Genomic DNA, 16,337 nt, shown 5'->3' with positions numbered 1-16,337 from the left:
CTGCGCAAACAATGACCGAAGGGCCGCGGTTTTCCGCGGCCTTTTCTTTTGGCTCAGCTCTCGATTTTGTGCAGTTTCTTTTCGTCAAGCATCAGCGCCAGAACCAGCCCTATCGACACCGACAGCGTTGAAAAGACAAAAGCCATGTCCATCCCGCTGTCAAAGGCCATCGACAACGCGGATTTGATCTTTTCGGCCTCGGGCGCGCTGAATTTCTGCATGACAGCCTGCGCGGTCTTGGTCGTCAAAGTACCGCCATTGATGGCTTTTTGATCGGCTAGGGACATGTCGATGCCAGCTTTGGCAAGGTGCTCGCGGAAGCTGGACAGGCTGACCATGTACATGATGGCCGTCGCGCAGGCGACCGAAATGGCGCCATAGACCAAGTGCACCATGAAGCTCAGACCGCCAACCAGGCCGGCGCGTTCAGGCTTGACGGCGCAAACGGCGGCGGTGCCCGACGGGCCAACCGTCAGTGTCGCTCCCAACCCGATCAGAGCCATCCCCGGAAGAATATGGAAATACCCCAGCCCGGCCGGCATCACGACGACACTGGCCGCGCCTATCGTAGCGCAGAGATACCCCCAGAACAGCAGGCGCTTGGGTCCGAAATCATTGTACAAGGTGCCAGAGACGATCGACCCGACCGCCAAAAGAACGGTCAGCGGCGCAAGACCCAGAGCGGATTCAAACACTGACCAACCAAGAACCTTTTGCATATATTGCGGAAAATACAGCAATCCCACAAAGGCCGCCGAGACGTTGAACATGTTCAGCCCCAAGGTGATGCGAAATTGCGGATTTTGCATCATCTGCGGCAGCAATAGCGGTTCTTTCACCCGTTTTTCCACGCGTGGGAACAACAGAAACAGCGACGCGCTGAGGAAAAACAGAAACATCAGCGGAACCGACAGCCAGCCCCAGTCCGACCCGACATCAAGCGCGTACAGCAGCAGCAGGACAGCAAAAGAAAGGACACCCATTCCGGCAAAGTCGATGTGCTCACCCGTCTTGTGGGTCTTGTCACGCTGCATCAGCAGGACTGCCGTGGCCATCGAGATGCACGAGAAGACGACATTCGCCAGAAAGAACAGGCGCCAATCCCCAAGATTGACGACAAACCCGCTGATCATCGGACCAAATACGTTGCCCGTCGTGACACCGGCAAGGATCAACCCCATGACCATCGCACGGTGTTCCTCACGGGATACCCTCGTGGCCCCGAAGGCCAGCGTGCACGGCCACACGCATCCCGCGCCGATACCTTGAAGCGCGCGTGCGCCGATCAGGAAATCAAGGCTGGGAGATACGAAACACATAACCGAGGCGAATAGAAACAGCGACAATCCGATGATCATGATCTTGCGATGACCGTACATGTCGCCCAGCCGGCCGCCTGCGACCATGGTCATGGCGAAGAACAGCGCGTAGATGTTCAACACCCACTGGGTACTCGTGATATCGGCATCAAACGAGTTTTCGATCGCCGGAACCAGCATCAGCGCACCGGTAAAGTCTATGCCGATGCCAAACGCCGTTACCATCAGCGCTATGACCTTGATAATGCTGTCACGTTCCATTCGGCCCCCTGAGTTTCCTTGGCGGCTCAATCATGCATGAATTCAGCAAAAAAGATAGGAATGCGTCCAAGCAGGTTTCGATTACGTAGATCCTGCAGGCTTTTGGCCGATCAACCCTGACCAGCGCTCAACCGACGCACCACGCGCTTCAGAAGATCAAGTTCGGCGCGCAGCAGGTCCATCTCGGCGCGGATATCGCCTACGGCCGGCGCGCCCGCGATTACGGTGATGTCGCCCACTTTTTCCTGTGAAGCGCTGTCGAGGATAATCACACTGTGGACACCTTCGGACAACAGGGCCATTGGTACGGGAACCCGAACATGCCAGCCACCTTCGGCCTCGGAAACCTCGATACCTTGCAGGACCTGATCCCGGTACCGGGCTTCAAGTTGGGGTGCGGTACTTCCTGAAAAGTGGCCTTCCCATACGCCGTCTTCGAACCGGATCGGGACGAGTTTTGTTTCCACCATGGCCTTTCCTTTCACAAGTCAGCGCGATGATGGCGGCACAGGGTCAAATCCCGCAGCACCACACGGTTCATACCAGGATCCTGGATGATAAGGTCCAGCCACATCTTCTCGATGCGACGTTCGTTCAAGGACAGATGCGCAAGATCAAAATCGATGTCGGACGTCGCATGTTGCGGTTCCAGCTTTCGCAGCACCTGCTCGGTATTCGGTCCATTCTGGATATTCAGCCTGGCAAAGACCTCGGCCGGGCGTTCACTGTCGACCGTCACATGGGTCCGGACGAGGTGTTGCCGCGTCAGACCCTCGGCGGCGCTGCCCGGAAGCTCGACAGACACGGAGAGGAACGAGCCTTGAAAGGTGAATACGTCGATCGCCAGGCTGAAGGGCGCCAGGTCCTTTTCCCCGCTGTTGCGGATTTGCCGGATTGCAATCTCGGCCAGCGGACAGTCATGGAAAAGCGCCACACTGTCATCAAGCTGCGCCTTGCGAGACAATGATACCAGGCCCGTAACGGGCAGGGGGCTGCCCCACAAATCCGGGCGCCATGCCCAATCCGTGCCAAGCGGTCTGGGGAAATTCTGGGTGCCGATATGCGGGCGGGTCAGGCGCCCGTCCGCAACCTGGATCAGCCGATCAAGTTGGGCGCGAAGAACACGCGCCTGATCACGCTGCTGGCGAAGCAGGGGAAGGTCTTCGTGCGGCGCGTTCTGCGCCGTCCGTTTCCAGTGCCCAACTGCCTTGCGGCTGAAATACCGATCCAGAAGTCTGCTCATGTGCCCAGTGCCTGAAACTGCACCTCTTTAGTCGGAATCCGCGGACGGAATAAACCCGCCTTCGACAGATAGCACCGCAAAATTCCCGAATTGTGAACGACGCCGGTCGTGCCGGCCAGATTTTTGCAAGATCACGCCGGGGCACGTTCTTGAAATAGCACGGGGCAAAGCTTACCGTCAGTCACCCGGTCGCCGTGGATCCTCCGCAACGGGCCGCAGTCCAAAAAACAAGACGAGGCCGGGGCATGGAACCCACCCTATTCGCGTTCATCTGGAAACATTCCAAGAAACAGCAATTCATTCTGCTGCTGTTGACCGTACTTTCGTTTCCGTTTCTCTATGCCTCGCTTGAACTGCCCAAGCAGATCATCAACGACGCCATCGGTGCGACCGGAAACACGGTAACGCTGTTCGGCACGAAGGTGACCCAGGTCCAATACCTGCTGATCCTGTGTTTTGCCTTCTTGGGAACCGTGCTGGCTGGCGGCCTCATGAAGATGCGCATCAACACCATGAAGGGGATTCTGGCCGAACGCATGTTGCGGCGGCTCAGATTCACCCTCATCAGCCGGATGCTGCGCTTCCCCAAACCGTATTTCTCGACCACAAGCCAGGGCGAGCTGGTGTCGATGATATCGTCCGAAGCGGAACCGATGGGCGGACTGATGGGCGACGCGATCGCCCAGCCGGTTTTTCAGTTCGGTCAGATGATGACGATTGTCACTTTCCTGTTCATGCAAAGCGTCTGGTTCGGGCTGGCCTCGATCGCGCTGATCCCGGTGCAAGCCTGGCTGATCCCGCGCCTGCAGCGCCAGATCAACCTCTTGAACAAGGACCGTATTCAGGAGATCCGCCACCTGAGCACCGAGATCGGCGAAACCGCCGCCGGTATCAGCGACCTGCGCGCGAACGGTGGCTGGCGCTATCGGCTGGCGCAGTTCAGTCATCGCCTGGGAACCTTGTTCGATATCCGGGTCCGGATCTACAACAAGAAATTCTTCATGAAATTTCTTAACAACCTGATCACGCAGATGACGCCGTTCCTGTTCTATTCGGTCGGTGGCTATCTCGCTATCACGGGCGAAGTGACAGTCGGTGCGCTGGTTGCGGCGCTGGGGGCGTACAAGGACCTCAGCGGCCCTTGGCGCGATCTGCTGACCTATTACAATCAGGTTCAGGACATGTCGTTGCGCTGGCAGGTCGTCACCGAACGGTTTGCACCCGAGAACATGATCCCCGAAGAACTGTTCTATGGCGAACCGGAGAGCATCCCGCACCTGCAGGGCGACATCGAATTGCGCAATGTCACGGTGCGCGACGAGGACGGCAAGCTGATCCTTGAAGACATCGACCTGACGATCCCAAAGGGCGCTCGGGTCGCCATCAAGGCCTCGCACGACTCGGAAAGACAGGCGCTGGCCCAGTTGCTCTTCCGCGAGATTCTGCCGGTTCAGGGCGAGGTCCTTCTGTCTGGGCACAACCTTCGCGAACTCCATCAGGCGGTGATCGCCGCCCGTGTCGGCTATGCCCACTCGCGACCCTACTTGTTCAACGGCACGCTTGGGGACAACCTGCTGATGCCTTTGCGTCCCCATCCCCAGCACGAGACCGAAGCTCTGAAGACTCCATCACGTTATCAGGTCGAAGCCGTGCGCGCCGGCAACTCCCCGGACCTGCTGGAGGACGAATGGGTCGACCCACGCCTTGCCGGGCTGCAGAGCATCGACGAGATCCGGGATTGGTGGTTCGAACTGGTCGAGGCGATGGGCATCGACGAATTCATGTTCCGGCGGACGTTGCGGTCGCAATTCGATCCCGAACTGCACCCCCATCTGGCCAAGGCGATCGTGGATGCGCGCGACAAGGTTGCAGCGCGTCTCAAGGAAAAGGGCTTGGACAAATACGTTTACCGGTTCGATCCGGACCGGTTCAATCCGGCCGTACCTTTGGGGGGCAACCTTCTGTTTGCCTCACCGTCGCGCAACATCTCACCGGACATCCTGGCCGGGGACGCTCGATTTCTTGCCATGCTGCGGGCCCATGATCTGGACAAGGACGCCCTAAGCATCGCGACGGCGGTCCTCAGCACGCTGCGGAAAACATTCGGCCGAGAAGGGACGGATCACCCGCTGTTCCTGCGTTTGGGCATGTCCAAGGACATGTACCACCGACTGCTCGACATCGACGAACGCCGCATGTCGAAAGGTGAGGCAACCCTGTCCGAACGTGAAATGGCACTGTTGCTGACGGTGCCGTTCATGCTGACCGCCGAACAGATCGGCCCCAGTTTCCCCGAGGAGTACAAGGAAAAGATCCTTTCGATCCGGCGCACGCAGGCCCAAAACCTGCACGCATCTTTCGACGGGCTGTTCATTCCCGTGGCACCCGAAACCTATGTTCCGCGCCTGACCGTCATGGAAAATGCCCTGTATGGCCGCGTGTCGCTGATGGCCGGGGCACATGCCGAAGAGATCGAGGATGCCGTAGCCGAAGTCCTGATCGAGGCCGGTCTCACCCGTCGCCTGGCGGCTATCATCTACGATCTGCCGACCGGTCTTGGCGGGGCCAACCTGCCCACGGTTTTCCAGGAACGTGCCGCGTTTTCACGGGCAGCGATCAAGCGGCCCGACATCCTGATCCTGGACAAGGTCCTTGCCAGCCACGATTCGGAAAGCCGTCTGCGTACGCGCCTCAAGCTGCGTGAGTTGCTTCCTGACTCGGTCATGATCTTCATGGAAGATCATTTTGGCCATCCCGAAGCCTATGACATGTACGTGGAAATCAAGGACGGCCGAATCGACGGTGTATCGCGTTCCAAGGTCGAGGCGGATGACGAACAACCCGAAGACTTCAGCCGAAAACTCAAGATCATTTCGGCAACCGAACTGTTTTCGAGGCTTGACGGAAAACACCAGCGTCTGCTGGCCTTTTCGGCGCAATGGTACGACGCGGCGGCGGGGCAGACCATATTCTCGCGCGGGCAAACGCCCGACGCTGCCTATCTGTGCATCTCCGGGCAGGCGAGCCTGGAATGGACGATGCCGGACGGCGAAAAGCGCAACATCTCCGTCGTCGAGCCAGGCCGTCTGATCGGCGACCTGTCGATCATCACCGGCGCGCCTCGGCAACTTGACCTCGTTGCGATGACCGACTGTTCGTTCCTGCGGATCGGCGCGGAAGAGCTGCGCGCCGTGGTAGAGGGTGACGCGGCTGTTTCGATGCGCCTTCTCGAAACGGTGGCCGGGTATCTGACAACTGTCTCGGAACGACTGTTGCTGTCTAATACCCCGTTGACACCCGAAGCCGAGACCGGGGCGGGCGGTTAGGATGCGCGAACCGCAGCCACACCCGGCCTATGCCCCGCACGAAATCCTGGTGGCGCCGGCCAGGGCTTATCCCGAACTCTGGCGGCTGCTGCTGGGCTTCGCGATCATCACAGTCGTCGTGCTGGCACTGAATCTGGTTCTCCTGGCCGCTGTAACCGCCTTTGGTTCGGCCGAACTGGTGTCCGGTTTCGAAGACGGGTCCTCGGCCCTGGCGCTGCTGGTCATCCTTTCCAGTTTCGCCTTTGCTACGCTGGGCGTCGGATTGGCCGTGCGACAGGTGCAGCACCGGAAGCTGATCTCGGTGGTTGGGCCGCCGATTCTGACTGTACGGCAATTCTGGCGGGTTCTGCGGGCGCTGGTCGTGCTGGGCGCCTTGCTTTTTGTTCTGCCCCCATACGATATGGGACCGCCCTTGGAGCCAAACCTGCCGGTTTTCAGGTGGCTGCTGCTGTTGCCGCTGGCGCTGGTGGCTGTCCTTATTCAGGTCAGCGCCGAAGAGATTCTATTCCGCGGGTTCCTGCAACAATCGCTGGCCGCGCGGTTCAGGGCCCCGTGGATTTGGATGGGTGTACCCTCCCTGATTTTTGCTGCCGGGCACTACGCACCTCTTGCCGCCGGTGACAATGCTATCCTGATCGCAGTTTGGGCCTTTGTCTTTGGCCTTCTTAGTGCAGACATCACCGCCAGAGCAGGAACGCTGGGACCCGCAATCGCCATGCATTTTGCCAACAATGTAACGGCTCTGCTGATCGTATCGTTGCCTGACGGCCTGGGGGGGCTGGCCCTCTATCATCTTCCGTTCGAAACATCGGACACCGGTATCCTGCGCCAGTGGCTTGTCGTGGATTTCGCGGTGATGGTCGTCAGCTGGCTGGTTGCGCGACTTGCGCTCAGGCGCTGATTGCATTTCCTTCCGTAGCGTCTTATTTGACTGCAACCCGCATCAGCAAGGTTCCGACATGAACTGGATCACAAACTACGTCCGCCCCCGGATCAACTCGATCTTCTCCCGCCGTGAGGTGCCCGAGAATCTCTGGCACAAATGCGACGAGTGCGGAACGATGCTGTTCCACCGTGAACTGGCGGACAACCAGAACGTTTGTACCCAGTGCGGACACCACATGCTGATCACCCCGCGCGAGCGGTTCAAGCACCTGTTCGACGGCGGTATTTTCACCGAAGTCGCAGTGCCCGCGCCCAAGGAAGACCCGCTGCAGTTCCGCGATCAGAAGAAATACCCCGACCGCATGAAGGCAGCGCAGAAAAAGACCGGCGAGAAAGAAGCGATGCTGGTTGCCACCGGCGAGATCGGCCGCACGCCGATCGTGGCCGCGGCGCAGGATTTCTCGTTCATGGGCGGTTCGATGGGTATGTATGTGGGCAACGCCATCATCGCCGCCGCGCAAGAGGCGGTGAAACTCAAGCGCCCGCTGATCCTGTTTTCCGCCGCCGGCGGCGCCCGGATGCAGGAAGGCATCCTCAGCCTGATGCAGATGCCGCGCACCACGGTCGCGGTGGAGATGCTGAAAGAGGCCGGCCTGCCTTACATCGTCGTTCTGACCCATCCCACCACCGGCGGCGTCACCGCCTCCTACGCGATGCTCGGCGACGTGCATATTGCCGAGCCGAACGCGCTGATCTGTTTCGCCGGCCCCCGCGTGATCGAGCAGACGATCCGTGAAAAACTGCCCGACGGCTTCCAGCGCGCCGAATACCTGCTGGATCACGGCATGCTGGACCGCGTCACCAAACGGACCGAGTTGCGGGACGAGTTGATCACCATCACCCGGATGATGATGGGTCTGCCCCCGGCGGTCAAAGGCGATCTGCCCGCCCCGAAAGAGGGCGAAGCCGAACAGCCTGACGCGCAGGCCAAGCCTGCCGAAGACCAGCCCAAGAAATGACCGCACCCACATCCGACGTCATCCTCGACCGGATGATGGCGCTGCACCCCAAGATCATCGACCTGACCTTGGACCGTGTCTGGCGTCTGCTCGAAGCTTTGGGTAATCCGCAGGACAAGCTGCCGCCGGTGATCCACATCGCCGGTACCAACGGCAAGGGCTCGACCCAGGCGATGATCCGTGCAGGGCTGGAAGGGGCCGGGCTGACGGCCCATGCCTACACCTCGCCGCATCTGGCACGCTTCCACGAGCGCATCCGCCTGGCGGGCAAGCTGATCTCGGAACCCGACCTGACCGCCGTTCTGGATGAGTGCTACGCCGCCAATGGCGGCGAGAACATCACCTATTTCGAGATCACCACCTGCGCGGCCCTGCTGGCCTTTTCCCGTGTACCCGCCGACTACACGCTGCTCGAAGTCGGACTTGGCGGGCGGCTCGACGCCACCAACGTGATCGCAAAGCCCGCGGTCACGGTCATCACCCCGGTCTCGATCGACCATGAACAGTTCCTGGGCAACACGCTGGCCAAGATCGCCGCCGAAAAGGCCGGCATCATCAAGCGCGGCGTGCCTTGCATCGTCGGCCCGCAGCCGGACGAGGCGATGGAGGTCATCGAGGCCACCGCCGCCCGCCTCGGCGCACCGCTGCTGGCTTACGGACAGCACTGGCACGTCCACGAGGAACATGGCCGCCTGATCTATCAGGACGAAACCGGGCTGCGCGACCTGCCGCTGCCAAACCTGCTGGGCGCCCACCAGATCCAGAACGCCGGCGCCGCACTGGCGGTCCTGCGCCACCTCGACCTGGGCGACGAGGCCTACGAGGCCGCAGTCACCCTTGCCGAATGGCCCGCCCGGATGCAGCGCCTGAAGACCGGCCCGCTCGTCGAACAGGCGCCTCAGGCCGAACTCTGGCTGGACGGCGGCCACAACGCCGCCGCCGGCGTCGCGCTGGCGGACGTCTTGGCCAAGCTGCCCCCGCGACCCACACACCTGATCTGCGGCATGCTCAACACCAAGGATGTAACTGGCTACCTCTCCCCGCTGGCCCAGCAAGCCGCCAGCCTGACCGCCGTTTCCATCCCGGGCGAGACCAACACGCTGAGCGCTGAAGAAACTGCCGCCGCCGCCAAATCGGTGAACCTGCCCGCGACGACCGCCAGCAGTGTGTCCCAAGCCCTCGACACCATCGTCAAAGCCGACCCTAATGCGCGCGTGCTAATCTGCGGCTCGCTCTACCTTGCTGGCAACATCCTGCGCGAAAACGGCTGACGATTCATTGAGCCACAGCTACGGCAGAGGCAACGCTCGCTATTGTCCCCAGTCCTGCGCCTGCATCTCCCGCAGGCGCGAGGCTGTGCGCTCGAACTCGAAAACACCTTCCCCCTCGACATACAGCATCTCAGGCTCGGCGGCCGCTGAACAGATCAACCGCACCTTCGCCTCGTACAGCGCATCGATCAACGTGACGAACCGCTTCGCCTCGTTGAAGTTGTTGCGCGACAGGCGCGGTATGTCCTCGAGCACCAGCACTTTTACCGCATCAGCAATGGCCAAATAGTCCCCCGGCCCCAACATCCGGCCGCACAGATCATAGAACGAGGCCCGTGCCACACCATTGCGAAAAGCGGGCAACACTACCTCGCGCCCCTTGACATGCAGGGTCAGGGGTTCGGCCGGCCCACCGGACAGGTCGGCCCACACGGCCCGGATCTTCTCCCGCGCCTCGGGTCCGATGGGCGTGAAATAGACCGGCGAGCCCTCGAGCCGGTTCTGCCGGTAATCCGTGGGCGAGGTCAGTTCCCACACTTCGAGCTGCTGCTTGATGTGGTGGATGAAGGGCAGGAACAGCTGCCGGTTCAGGCCATCCTTGTACAGATCGTCGGGATGACGGTTGGAGGTGGTCACAACGACGACGCCACCCGCATGCAGCATGTCGAACAGCCGCCCGACGATCATCGCGTCGGTGATGTCGGTGATCTGCATCTCGTCAAAGGCCAGCAGGCGCACGGATTTCACGACCGAGGCCGCCACCGGCGCCAGTGCATCCTGCACGCCGGTTTCGCGCGCCTCATGCATGCCAGCGTGGATTTCCTGCATGAAGGCATGGAAATGGACGCGCCGGGCCGGAACTTCGCCCAGCGTTTCGACGAACATGTCCATCAACATGGACTTGCCGCGCCCCACGCCGCCCCACAGGTACAGACCCTTGGGCGGCGGCGGTGCCTTGCGGAACAGCCCGCGTTTCACCGGCGCGGCCAGAGCCGCCCGGATGCGCTCGAACTGGGGCAGAACGGCCTCTTGCGCGTCGTCGCGGTTCAGGGTGCCATCGGCAACGCGGGCCTCGTACAACGAGATCATGTCGGTCATGGCCCGAGCCATAGCGCCCGCCCGCGCCATTGAAAAGAAGGCATCCTCCGGCACGCATCAATTTTGGTTAATCGTGACCGCAAAACTCCTGAATTGACGAGCGAGCCCAAGCGGATACTGTCGGCGGGCTGAATCCGGAGGCCCAATGACCCCAACCGCCCGTCTGCTCAACCCGGTGCTGATCGTCGGATGCGTGATCATCACAGTCAGCTTCGCCGTGCGCGCCTCGTTCGGAGTGTTCCAGATTCCGATCGCCGAGGAGTTCGGCTGGCTGCGCACCGATTTCTCGCTGGCCATCGCGATCCAGAACCTGGCCTGGGGCATCGGCCAGCCGATCTTTGCCGCCATCGCCGAAAAGATGGGCGACCGGCGGGCGATCATTCTTGGTGCGCTGACCTATGCGGCAGGGATGGTACTGTCGGCTTGGTCCGTTACGCCCTTCGGGCATCAGCTTTATGCCTGGCTGGTGGGCTTCGGTATCGCAGGCACGGGCTTTGGCGTCGTGCTGGCGGTGGTCGGGCGGGCCTCGACGGATCAGAACCGCTCGATGTCGCTGGCGATCGTAACGGCAGCGGGCAGCTTCGGGCAGGTGATCGGTGCGCCGACAGCTGAATGGATGCTGACCTTTCTGCCGTGGCAGCAGGTGTTCATCATCTTCGCCATTGCCATTCTGGCCCTTGTGCTGACACTGCCCTTCATGCGCGCACCCGCGCAGGTCAGCAAGGCCGAATTGGAAGAAAGCATGGGCAAGATCCTGGGCCGCGCCTTCCGCGACCCGTCCTATGCGCTGATATTCTTGGGTTTTTTCAGCTGCGGCTATCAACTGGGCTTCGTCACCGCGCATTTCCCGGCCTTCGTGACCGAGATGTGCGGCCCGATCCAACCTGGCGGTGTCTTGCATGCGATGGGCATCACCACAACGTCTGCTTTGGGTGCGCTGGCGATCTCGTTGATCGGGCTCGCCAATATCGGAGGCACCCTTCTGGCCGGATGGGCGGGCAATCACTTCCCCAAGAAATACCTTCTGGCAGCAGTCTACACCGGGCGCACTATCGCGGCCGCGGCGTTCATCCTGTTTCCCATCACGCCTTTGACCGTGATCCTGTTCTCGCTGGTCATGGGGTCACTGTGGCTGGCGACGATCCCGTTGACCTCGGGCCTCGTCGCGCATCTTTATGGCTTGCGCTACATGGGCACGCTGTATGGCATCATCTTCTTCAGCCATCAGGTCGGCAGTTTCCTGGGCATCTGGCTGGGCGGCCGAATGTATGACCTTTATGGCGATTACACCATGGTCTGGTGGATCGGCGTGGCCATCGGCGCCTTCAGCGCGATCGTACACCTGCCGATCCGCGAAAATCGCCCCGCGCAGCCCGCTGCCGCATAGGATCAGGCGGCCTCGTCCGGGGAGAGCAGACCTTCGGCCACCAGCCTTTCGGCCCAGCCCTGCGGACCGTCGAAATGGTGGGTCTGCCAACCACGGCCACGGGCGGTTTCGATGTTGTCGATCCGGTCGTCTGTGAACAGCAGCGTCTCGGGCGGCAGGCCGCAATCCTGTTCGACCATCTGGTAGATCGGGGCATGCGGTTTCACCATCTTCATCCGCCCCGAGACATAATGCCGGTCGAACTCGTTCAGGAACGGATAGACGGTGGTCGCATAGTCGAAATTCTGCACCCCGAAATTGGTCAGCGCAAAGACCGGCACGCCCTTGGCTCGCAGCGCGCGCTGCAGCCGGACCGAATGCGGGATCTCGGGCGCGGCCAGTTCGATCCAGTTGTCGTGCCACATGCGGATCTCATTGCGCCATTCGGGGTATTTTTCGGCCCAGGCATAGATCGTTTCGGTGAAGTGATGCCCCTGATCGACCAAGTCGTTCATGTCGTGCAGGTCGACGGTCGAGAACATTTCACGCCGCCGGTCCTCGCCGATCACGCGGTCATAATACCGCTCGGGCTGCCATTCGATCAGAACGTTGCCGATGTCAAAAACGACCGCTTCTACGGGCATGGGATTTCCTGTTCGCTTGTGTTGCGTTCAGGGCCGACTGAACCAACCCGCCGGGCGGGATGCAAGGCCAATCTCAGGCCCGCAGGGCGGCGCGCATCTCGCGCTCGAGCGCGTCCAGAAACCGCGACCGGTCGGCCTTGGAAAACGGTTTGCCACCGCCCCCGGTGCCCAGCGGATTGGCGGCGCGCAGGTCCGCCATCAGATCGCGCATCGCCAGTTGCTGGCCGATATTGGCGGCGGTGAAGGCCTCGCCATTGGGGCGCAGCACCCGCGCGCCGGCCTCGACGCATTTGGCGGCCAACGGGATGTCCGAGGTGATGACGATGTCGCCCGGGCCACTCCGCTCGGCGATCCACTTGTCGGCCTCGTCCGCGCCTTGCGCAACGGTCACGATCTGAACCAGCGGGTTGGCCGGGGGGCGCAGCCCGCCATTTGCGACCACGACCATCGGCACCTTGTGCCGTGTGGCGACGCGTTCGGCCTCGGCCTTCACCGGGCAGGCGTCGCCATCGACATACAGGGTCGTCACGCCTGCTTGGCCTTCTTGGGCGCCAACTTCGCTGGCTCGGGCGCATCGGATTTGCGCACCTTGAACTCGTCCGGGATCGGCATCCGGTTGAAGGCGTCGAGCCCGGCGATCTTGTAGGCCTCAGCCAGGGTCGGATAGTTGAAGGTGTTCTGCACGAAATAGTCCACCGTGCCCTTCAGGTTCAGCACCGCCTGGGCGATGTGGATCAGCTCGGTCGCGCCTTCGCCGACGATCTGCACGCCCAGCACCCGGCGGGTTTTCAGCGAGAACAGCATCTTCAGCATCCCGTGCTCGAGCCCCATGATATGCCCGCGCGACGTCTCGCGGAACCGGGCCACCCCTACCTCGTAGGGAATACCACGTTCCTGCAGCTCTTCCTCGGACATGCCGCAGGTCGAGATTTCGGGCACCGAGTAGATGCCATAAGGGAACCAAGGGCTTTCGGGCAGGGTGGGGGTCTCGAGCGCGTGGCAGGCGGCCACGCGGCCCTGCTGCATCGACGTCGAGGCCAGCGATGGATGCCCGATCACGTCGCCGGTGGCATAGATATGCGGCACCGAGGTCTGATAGGTCTTGCGGTCCACCGAAATGCGGTTGCGGTGGTCGGTTTCGATCCCAACCGCACCCAGATTCAGCGCCGAGGTGTTGCCCATGCGGCCCGCCGCGAACAGCAGCATCTCGGCCCGGACATGGCGGCCGTTTGACATGGTGATTTCGACATGCTTGCCGGCGTCCTCGATCTTTTCCACGGCCGAGCCCAGCCGCAGGTCCACCCCGTTTTCGCGGATCTGGTGTGTGAATTCCTGGATCAGGGTCTTGTCGATGAAATCCAGGAAGGTCTCGCGCGGCTCGATCAGCGTCACCCGCACATCCAGCGCCGAGAACATCGTGGCGTATTCCACCCCGATCACGCCCGCGCCGATCACGCAGAGCGAGCGCGGGATCTCGGCCATTTCCAGGAACTCGTCGCCGTCGACGATGGTCTTGCCGTTGAAGGGCACGTAATCGGGGCGATAGGTTTTCGTCCCGGTCGAGATCAGGAATTTCGCGGCCGTCAGGCGGGTGGTGTCGCCCGCATCGGCGGTGACCTCGATCTCGTGCGGGCCGGTGAAGCGGGCCACGCCGTCCATGGTTTCAACATGGTTGCGGTTGAACTGGTGCTCCAGAACGTCAACCTCATAGTCCAGCGTCATGTGCAGCCGGGCCTTGAGGTCCTCGGCGCGGATCTGGTCCTTGACCCGGTACGAACGGCCGTAAAAGCTGCGCTCGCGCCAGCCCGACAGGTTCAGCACCGTTTCGCGGAGTGTCTTCGAGGGGATCGTGCCCGTGTGCACCGATACGCCGCCCAACCGGTCACGGCGGTCAACCACCAGAACCTTGCGTTTCAGCTTGCCCGCCTGAATCGCCGCCGCGCGGCCCGATGGACCCGAGCCGATGATGATCAGGTCATAGTCGTATTTGCTCATCCCTCAGTCTCCGTACAGGGCTTCGGCGTGGAAGGTGACGTGGTCCTCCATGAAGGTGGACACGAAAAAGTAGGAATGGTCATAGCCGGGCTGCAACCGGGTCGTAGCCTGTTGACGGCGTTCGGCGATGGCCTGGGCCAGAGCCTCGGGGCGCAGCAGGTCGATGAACTGGTCGTTGGTGCCGGTGTCGATCAGGATCGGGCCGTCAAAGCCCTTTTCCTTCATCATCAGCGTCGCGTCATGTTTGGCCCAGGCGGCCGGGTCATCGCCCAGATAGGCGCCCAGTTGCTTGCGGCCCCAGTCGCTGGCCGTAGGGTTCGAGATCGGCGCAAAGGCCGAGACCGAACGGAACCGGCCCGGCAGGTTCATCGCCAGCGTCAGCGCGCCGTGGCCGCCCATCGAATGGCCGGTGATGGCCTGCCGGTCGCCGTCGATGGCGAAGTTTTCGACCAGCAGCGCGGGCAGATCGTCAGCCACATAGTCCCACATGTTGAAATGCGGCGCCCACGGTGATTGCGTGGCGTTGACGTAGAACCCGGCGCCCTGGCCCAGGTCGTAATCCTCATGATCGGCGACCCCTTCGCCGCGCGGCGAGGTGTCGGGGAAGACCAGCGCGATGCCTTGTTCGGCGGCCCAGCCCTGCGCGCCCGCCTTGACCATCGCGTTTTCATGGGTGCAGGTCAGGCCCGACAGATACCAAAGGACCGGAACCGGGCCGTCCTTGGCCTCGGCCGGCAGGAACAGGCCAAAGGTCATGTCGCACTGGCACGCCGCCGAGGCGTGGCGGTACACGCCCTGCACGCCACCGAAACAGGCGTTTTCGGAAAGGGTTTCCATCTGGCATCATCCTTACGTTGGGTTCGTGCCATCGCTAACGGGCGAAGGCCCCGGCGTAAAGTCCGGGCACCAATGTTCGCACGCATTTTGAAGTCGCCGCGTCAGAATGCGGCAACCCACGCGATGACCACAGGCACGGTCAGAATGCTGACAATGGTCGACAGCAGAATGGCGGCAGATGCCCGGTGCGGCGCCACCCCATAGTGGGCCGCCAGCATATAGACATTGCCGGCCACAGGCAGGGCGGCGGCAGAGATAGCCACCGCCGCGGCAAAAGGATCAGTCGGCAGCAGCCACAGCAGCACCACGGCCACACAGGCCGGATGCACGGCCAGTTTGCAAAAGCTGAGCCACAGCGCGATCTGAACCCGCTCGGCCGATTTGCTGGCCAGCGAGGCGCCGATGGCGAACAGCGCGCCCGGCGTGGCGGCGCCGCCCAGAATGGTCAGAAAATCGTTCAACGGGTCAGGCACCGGCATCTGCAGGGCCGACCAGATCAACCCGGCCGAGATCGAGACGATCATGGGGTTTTTCAGCAGCCCGACTCCGATGAGCCGCAGCGTCCCAACCGTCAGCTTTCCATCCCGGCCGCCGTTGATCAGGATCACGATCAGAGAGGAAAACACCACCAGATCGACCGTCAGAACCAGCATGACCGGCCCGATTGCGGCTTCGGAAAACAGCAGGGCCAACATTGGCAAACCCAGAAAGCCCACATTTCCGATGGCGGCGCATTGCGCCTCGACCGCCGCGGTGGGGATGTCGAGCCCGCGCAGATAGGCGACCAACGTGGCCAGCGCGTATACGCCCGCCGTGCCGATCAGATAGCCCAGCATCAGCCGCGCGTTGAAGATCTCGGCAAAGGGCAGCGTGGCGGCAAAGCGGAACAGCATCGCCGACAACGCGAAATAGAACACGAACTTGGTCAGATAGGCCGTGGCGTCTTCGGTGAAGAACCGGCTGCGCCCGGCCCAGTATCCCAGGCCGATGATCGCAAAGAAGGGCAGGGTGCGCAGAAAGATATCGACCATGCGCAGATTGGTAACATAGAATTACCACATCGCAAGCAGGGT

General features: G+C 61.7%; 14 protein-coding genes. 5 read left to right on the top strand and 9 right to left on the bottom strand.

Features of this window, described 5'->3' with window-relative positions; all coding sequences use genetic code 11:
* Positions 1–53: 53 nt before the first annotated feature.
* The 3 genes from ACR0CU_RS14540 to ACR0CU_RS14530 form a co-directional block, all read right to left on the bottom strand.
* The gene (locus ACR0CU_RS14540) at positions 54–1,580 is read right to left on the bottom strand and encodes an MFS transporter (RefSeq protein WP_170359451.1); all 1,527 of its coding nucleotides are present in this window, start codon (positions 1,578–1,580) and stop codon (positions 54–56) included.
* Between the two features lie 110 nt (positions 1,581–1,690).
* Positions 1,691–2,050 (bottom strand): hypothetical protein, encoded by a 360-nt coding sequence (locus ACR0CU_RS14535; protein ID WP_480643320.1) that lies wholly within the window; start codon positions 2,048–2,050, stop codon positions 1,691–1,693.
* An 11-nt stretch (positions 2,051–2,061) separates the two neighbouring features.
* Positions 2,062–2,823 carry a DUF6478 family protein gene (locus ACR0CU_RS14530; protein WP_480643318.1) on the bottom strand — a complete coding sequence of 254 codons (762 nt, stop codon included), beginning with the start codon at positions 2,821–2,823 and terminating at the stop codon, positions 2,062–2,064.
* A gap of 245 nt (positions 2,824–3,068) precedes the next feature.
* Between ACR0CU_RS14530 and ACR0CU_RS14525 the strand changes: the two genes are divergently transcribed.
* The 4 genes from ACR0CU_RS14525 to ACR0CU_RS14510 are packed head-to-tail and all read left to right on the top strand — an operon-like array spanning position 3,069 to position 9,324.
* The gene (locus ACR0CU_RS14525) at positions 3,069–6,149 is read left to right on the top strand and encodes an ABC transporter transmembrane domain-containing protein (RefSeq protein ID WP_170448124.1); all 3,081 of its coding nucleotides are present in this window, start codon (positions 3,069–3,071) and stop codon (positions 6,147–6,149) included.
* Position 6,150: 1 nt separating this feature from the next.
* Positions 6,151–7,050, top strand: a complete 900-nt coding sequence (locus ACR0CU_RS14520; protein ID WP_170448122.1) for a CPBP family intramembrane glutamic endopeptidase — start codon at positions 6,151–6,153, stop codon at positions 7,048–7,050.
* Between the two features lie 58 nt (positions 7,051–7,108).
* Positions 7,109–8,053, top strand: a complete 945-nt coding sequence (gene accD, locus ACR0CU_RS14515) for an acetyl-CoA carboxylase, carboxyltransferase subunit beta (RefSeq protein ID WP_170371703.1) — start codon at positions 7,109–7,111, stop codon at positions 8,051–8,053.
* Entirely contained in the window at positions 8,050–9,324 is a 1,275-nt protein-coding gene (locus ACR0CU_RS14510; protein ID WP_170371706.1) for a bifunctional folylpolyglutamate synthase/dihydrofolate synthase, read from the top strand. The genes accD and ACR0CU_RS14510 overlap by 4 nt, the downstream gene beginning before the upstream one ends.
* 39 nt (positions 9,325–9,363) lie before the next feature.
* Here the strand turns inward: ACR0CU_RS14510 and zapE are convergent, their stop codons facing one another.
* Positions 9,364–10,422, bottom strand: coding sequence for a cell division protein ZapE (gene zapE / locus ACR0CU_RS14505; protein ID WP_170371708.1), 1,059 nt, complete (start codon positions 10,420–10,422; stop codon positions 9,364–9,366).
* 145 nt (positions 10,423–10,567) lie between these two features.
* Here zapE and ACR0CU_RS14500 point away from each other — a divergent pair, with 145 nt between their 5' ends.
* On the top strand, positions 10,568–11,809 hold the full coding sequence (locus ACR0CU_RS14500) for an MFS transporter (RefSeq protein ID WP_170448115.1): 1,242 nt from the start codon (positions 10,568–10,570) through the stop codon (positions 11,807–11,809).
* A gap of 2 nt (positions 11,810–11,811) precedes the next feature.
* On the opposite strand, the gene ACR0CU_RS14495 is transcribed toward ACR0CU_RS14500, so the two are convergent.
* From ACR0CU_RS14495 to ACR0CU_RS14475, 5 genes are all read right to left on the bottom strand, one after another.
* The gene (locus ACR0CU_RS14495; protein ID WP_170448113.1) at positions 11,812–12,432 is read right to left on the bottom strand and encodes an HAD family hydrolase; all 621 of its coding nucleotides are present in this window, start codon (positions 12,430–12,432) and stop codon (positions 11,812–11,814) included.
* A 73-nt stretch (positions 12,433–12,505) separates the two neighbouring features.
* Positions 12,506–12,961, bottom strand: a complete 456-nt coding sequence (locus ACR0CU_RS14490; protein ID WP_170448111.1) for a YaiI/YqxD family protein — start codon at positions 12,959–12,961, stop codon at positions 12,506–12,508.
* Positions 12,958–14,427 (bottom strand): Si-specific NAD(P)(+) transhydrogenase, encoded by a 1,470-nt coding sequence (gene sthA, locus ACR0CU_RS14485; protein WP_170448109.1) that lies wholly within the window; start codon positions 14,425–14,427, stop codon positions 12,958–12,960. The genes ACR0CU_RS14490 and sthA overlap by 4 nt, the downstream gene beginning before the upstream one ends.
* Before the next feature lie 3 nt (positions 14,428–14,430).
* On the bottom strand, positions 14,431–15,264 hold the full coding sequence (fghA, locus tag ACR0CU_RS14480) for an S-formylglutathione hydrolase (protein WP_170448107.1): 834 nt from the start codon (positions 15,262–15,264) through the stop codon (positions 14,431–14,433).
* A gap of 101 nt (positions 15,265–15,365) precedes the next feature.
* The gene (locus ACR0CU_RS14475) at positions 15,366–16,295 is read right to left on the bottom strand and encodes an AEC family transporter (protein ID WP_170359474.1); all 930 of its coding nucleotides are present in this window, start codon (positions 16,293–16,295) and stop codon (positions 15,366–15,368) included.
* Positions 16,296–16,337 lie beyond the last annotated feature (42 nt).

This window comes from Ruegeria sp. BC2 (assembly GCF_056539245.1).
Note: the sequence above shows the minus strand (reverse complement) of the source record. Positions and strands in the feature narration are given on the sequence as shown.

Excerpts from the sequence above, each read along its gene's own strand:
- zapE (WP_170371708.1), bottom strand. The coding sequence starts at position 10,422 with ATGACCGACATGATCTCGTTGTACGAGGCCCGCGTTGCCGATGGCACC.
- ACR0CU_RS14540 (WP_170359451.1), bottom strand. The coding sequence starts at position 1,580 with ATGGAACGTGACAGCATTATCAAGGTCATAGCGCTGATGGTAACGGCG.
- ACR0CU_RS14520 (WP_170448122.1), top strand. The coding sequence starts at position 6,151 with ATGCGCGAACCGCAGCCACACCCGGCCTATGCCCCGCACGAAATCCTG.
- accD (WP_170371703.1), top strand. The coding sequence starts at position 7,109 with ATGAACTGGATCACAAACTACGTCCGCCCCCGGATCAACTCGATCTTC.
- ACR0CU_RS14510 (WP_170371706.1), top strand. The coding sequence starts at position 8,050 with ATGACCGCACCCACATCCGACGTCATCCTCGACCGGATGATGGCGCTG.
- sthA (WP_170448109.1), bottom strand. The coding sequence starts at position 14,427 with ATGAGCAAATACGACTATGACCTGATCATCATCGGCTCGGGTCCATCG.
- fghA (WP_170448107.1), bottom strand. The coding sequence starts at position 15,264 with ATGGAAACCCTTTCCGAAAACGCCTGTTTCGGTGGCGTGCAGGGCGTG.
- ACR0CU_RS14495 (WP_170448113.1), bottom strand. The coding sequence starts at position 12,432 with ATGCCCGTAGAAGCGGTCGTTTTTGACATCGGCAACGTTCTGATCGAA.
- ACR0CU_RS14530 (WP_480643318.1), bottom strand. The coding sequence starts at position 2,823 with ATGAGCAGACTTCTGGATCGGTATTTCAGCCGCAAGGCAGTTGGGCAC.
- ACR0CU_RS14535 (WP_480643320.1), bottom strand. The coding sequence starts at position 2,050 with ATGGTGGAAACAAAACTCGTCCCGATCCGGTTCGAAGACGGCGTATGG.
- ACR0CU_RS14475 (WP_170359474.1), bottom strand. The coding sequence starts at position 16,295 with ATGGTCGATATCTTTCTGCGCACCCTGCCCTTCTTTGCGATCATCGGC.
- ACR0CU_RS14500 (WP_170448115.1), top strand. The coding sequence starts at position 10,568 with ATGACCCCAACCGCCCGTCTGCTCAACCCGGTGCTGATCGTCGGATGC.
- ACR0CU_RS14525 (WP_170448124.1), top strand. The coding sequence starts at position 3,069 with ATGGAACCCACCCTATTCGCGTTCATCTGGAAACATTCCAAGAAACAG.